Below are 3,518 nucleotides of genomic sequence, written 5' to 3'. Positions count from 1 at the left end.
CACGGCGCTCAGCTCGGCGATCAGCTCGCCGGCGGTCGGGCGGAGCCGGGGCTTCTGCTCCAGGCAGCCGGTGATGATCTCCCAGAGCGGATCGGGGATGCCCGGCAACCGCTGCGGGTTGCCCTCCAGGTGCAGCCGCATCAGGTCGTGGACGGTGTCGCTGTCGTACGGCGGCCGCCCGCACACCATCTCGTAGAGCAGCACTCCGAGGGCGTAGATGTCGGCCGCGGGGCTGACCGTGGCGCTGTGGAACGCCTCCGGCGCCATGTAGTGCGGGGTGCCGACGACGGCGTGGGTGGTGGTGAGGCTCGGGGTGTTGAGGACCCGGGCGATGCCGAAGTCGGTGAGGCGGGTGTCGAGCTCGCCGTCCGTACGGTGCAGCAGGATGTTGTCGGGTTTGAGATCGCGATGGATGATGCCGAGCTCGTGCGCCTCGGCCAGCGCGGCCACCACCTGCGCGGCGAGGCGGGCCGCCTCGCCGGGCTTCAGGGTGTGCTGCTCCCGCAGATATTCACGCAGGCTGCCGCCGGGGACCAGGTCCATCACCAGGCCCAGCGACTCGCCGACGCTGAACAGGTCCCGGACCCGCACCACGTTGCGGTGCCGCAGCATCAGCAGGATCGTGCGCTCCTGCACGAAGCGGGTGACCAGCTTGGGCTGCCGGAGCAGGCTCTCGTGCAGCAGCTTGACCGCGACCGGCTCGCCGGAGGCCCGGTCGACCCCCCGCCAGACCGTGCCCGTCGCGCCCTGCCCGATGGGACGGACGAGGATGTACGAACTGCCGACGCACCGCCCGCTGAGATCGAGGGTCGACGCGCCGTCCGAATCCGGGCGTACGCCGCTGCCCGTGGGATCCTGATCCACCTGTGGTCGTGTCCTTCCGCCGCTGCGGTGCTCTGCCAACCTTCGCTGTACCGAGGCCTTCGCTGACCAGGCGGAATGATGGTGTTTGTCCGGATCAAAAGGCAAATGCATGCGTCGGAGTTCGCAGCCTGGGTAGTTGTGCGGGGTCGCCCGTCACCCCGGTGGCACCTCGTCGTTCCAGCCCGTCGAGACCCCGTGAACAGCGAAAACTCCGCGGACGGCCGGCGCTGGGACCCGCCGGGCGGGTGTGACGGGTGGGAACATCCTCGGCCGGACGGTTGCTTTGCCGGGAAACGACCACGACGCCCCGCGCTATTGCAGATAGTGAACGACATGGGTGTCATGGCTTATCCCCTCCGATACGCGCTGGCCGATCTGGCCCTGGCGCTCAGCCGCGCCTCCCAGGATGCGGCGACCGTGTGCGCGACCGCGGCCCAGGCCGCGGCCGACATGCTCGGCGACGGCGCCGGCGTCCAGCTGTTGCGCGACGACGGCCGGTACGACGCGATCACGTTCCACCATCCCGACGACGAGCTGAACGGGCCGTACGCCCGGCTGCTCGACCGGGAGGGTGAACTGCCCGACGACGACTTCTCCACGGGGCTGGCCGCCAGCCGCCGGCCCGTGGTGCTGGCCGGCGAGGGCACCGAACCGCTCAGCGAGCTGCCCCGGCCCCGGCACCAGGCGTACGTGGACCCGGGCGGCCACCCGCCGGCCGTGCACTCGGCCGTGCTCTGCCCGGTGATCGTGGACAACACCTACGCCGGCTACCTGGTGCTGGTCCGCGCCACCCCGGGCTCCGGCTACTCCGAGGCCGAAGTCGAGCTGGCCCGCGACATCGCCGGCGAGCTGTCCCTGGCGCTGTCGTCGGCCCGGGCCATGGAGCGGCTGCGGGCCAGCGAGGAACGCTACCGCCGGGTGCTGGAGACCATCCCCGAGGGCGTGCTCCAGCTCGACGCGGACGGCGTGGCCACGTACGCCAACGAGCCGATCGGCGTCGTCCTCGGCCTGCCCCGCGCCCAGCTGGTCGGGGTCTCGCTGCGCGGCTTCCTGGACGAACGCGGCCAGGCCGAGCTGATGCGCCGGCTGGCCGAGTGCCGGGCCGGGCGTTCCACGGTCGGCGGGGCCCGGCTGATGCGCGCCGACGGCTCGCAGCGCAGCGTGCGGATGAGCATGATGCCGCTGACCGACGAGCACGGCCAGCACCTCGGCGTGCTGTGCATGATCACCGACACCACCGACCACATCGACACCAAGGGGCTCAAGCGCCAGCTCGACCACCTGCGCCGGCTGGACAGCATGAGCCAGCTCATCGGCGGCATCTCGCACGACTTCAACAACCTGATGACCGTCGTGCAGGGCTCCGCCGACATGATCGCGACGACCACGGCCGAGGGCTCGCCGCAGCACCAGATGGCCAAGGACATCATGGACGCGGTCAGCACCGGCCGGACGCTGACCCATCAGCTGCTGGCGTTCGGGCGCACCGAGGGCAACCGGCCCGAGGTGATCCCGATCCCCGACCTGCTGACCGATGTGCAGAGCCTGTTCAGCCGGACCCTGGGCGAGCGGATCGGCCTCGACCTGGCGTTCGGGCCGGACGTCTGGCCGGTCAAGGCCGAGCGCGGCCCGCTCGAGCAGGCGCTGGTCAACCTGGCCGCGAACGCCCGCGACGCGATGCTGCACGGCGGCATGCTGCGGGTGGCGGCGACCAACGAGGTGGTGGCGCCGGGGCAGCTCGCCGAGGGCGCGCCGACCGGCCGGCTGGTGCACATGGTCATCCAGGACACCGGTACGGGCATGTCCGACGAGACCCGGCGGCGGGCGCTGGAGCCGTTCTTCACCACCAGGCCCACCGCGGCCGGGCTGGGCCTGGCCACCGCGGCGGGCGTCGTGCAGAGCATCGGCGGGCACATCTCGCTGGAGTCGCAGCCCCGGATGGGCACGACCGTGCACCTCTACCTGCCCGCAGCCGAGGAGCGGCCCACCCCGGCGGTGGACCGGCAGAGCACCCCGTCGGTGATCGGCCGGGTGCTGATCGTCGAGGACCAGCCCGAGGTGGCCCAGCTGGTGCAGCGGCTGATCGCGCCGGCCGGCTACGAGATCACCGTGGCCACCGACGCGCTGACGGCGGTGACCCAGGTGGCCGCGGGCGCGCACCCGGACCTGCTGATCACCGACGTGGTGATGCCGGCGATGACCGGGCCGGAGCTGGCCGCGGCACTGCGGACGCACCACCCGGACCTGCCGGTGCTCTACATGTCCGGTTACACGGCGGCGTCGCTGGGCCCGCAGCTGCACCTGGACGCGAACAGCATGCTGGTGGAGAAGCCGTTCACCCGGTCGACGCTGCTGGGGGCGATCCGCTCGCTGTGCGGGCCGCAGCCGGTCCCGCAGGCGGCCGCACCGGCCGTTCCTCAGCCCGGGGGCTGACCGGCGGCGGCTACCCCGGCCGTCCCTCAGTCGGGGGCTGAGCGGCCCGGCTCAGGCCGAGCAGGACCGAGGCGAGCACGAGCAGGCCCAGGCCGAGCCAGACCCAGGCGGGCGAGTCCCAGCGGCCGGCCAGCAGATACCCGGCGATGAGGCCGGCCCCGGCGCCGAGCAGCAGCAGACCCGCGCCGCGCATCAGCTGTGCCCCGGCCGGGCCGGGCCGA

General features: G+C 72.5%; 3 protein-coding genes. 1 reads left to right on the top strand and 2 read right to left on the bottom strand.

The features are described 5' to 3' along the window. Positions 1–864, bottom strand: an 864-nt coding sequence (locus AB0C29_RS38890; RefSeq protein WP_360831508.1) for a serine/threonine-protein kinase, incomplete at its 3' end; no start/stop codon positions are given. A 342-nt stretch (positions 865–1,206) separates the two neighbouring features. Here AB0C29_RS38890 and AB0C29_RS38885 point away from each other — a divergent pair. Beyond that, positions 1,207–3,297 (top strand): response regulator, encoded by a 2,091-nt coding sequence (locus AB0C29_RS38885; protein ID WP_360831505.1) that lies wholly within the window; start codon positions 1,207–1,209, stop codon positions 3,295–3,297. 10 nt (positions 3,298–3,307) lie between these two features. On the opposite strand, the gene AB0C29_RS38880 is transcribed toward AB0C29_RS38885, so the two are convergent. Then, on the bottom strand, positions 3,308–3,518 hold a 211-nt coding region (locus tag AB0C29_RS38880; protein WP_360831502.1), incomplete at its 5' end, for a hypothetical protein.

Origin of the sequence: Actinoplanes sp. NPDC048791, assembly GCF_040650095.1 — a bacterium.
Lineage (GTDB): Bacteria > Actinomycetota > Actinomycetes > Mycobacteriales > Micromonosporaceae > Actinoplanes.
Note: the sequence above shows the minus strand (reverse complement) of the source record. Positions and strands in the feature narration are given on the sequence as shown.

Excerpts from the sequence above, each read along its gene's own strand:
- AB0C29_RS38885 (WP_360831505.1), top strand. The coding sequence starts at position 1,207 with ATGGCTTATCCCCTCCGATACGCGCTGGCCGATCTGGCCCTGGCGCTC.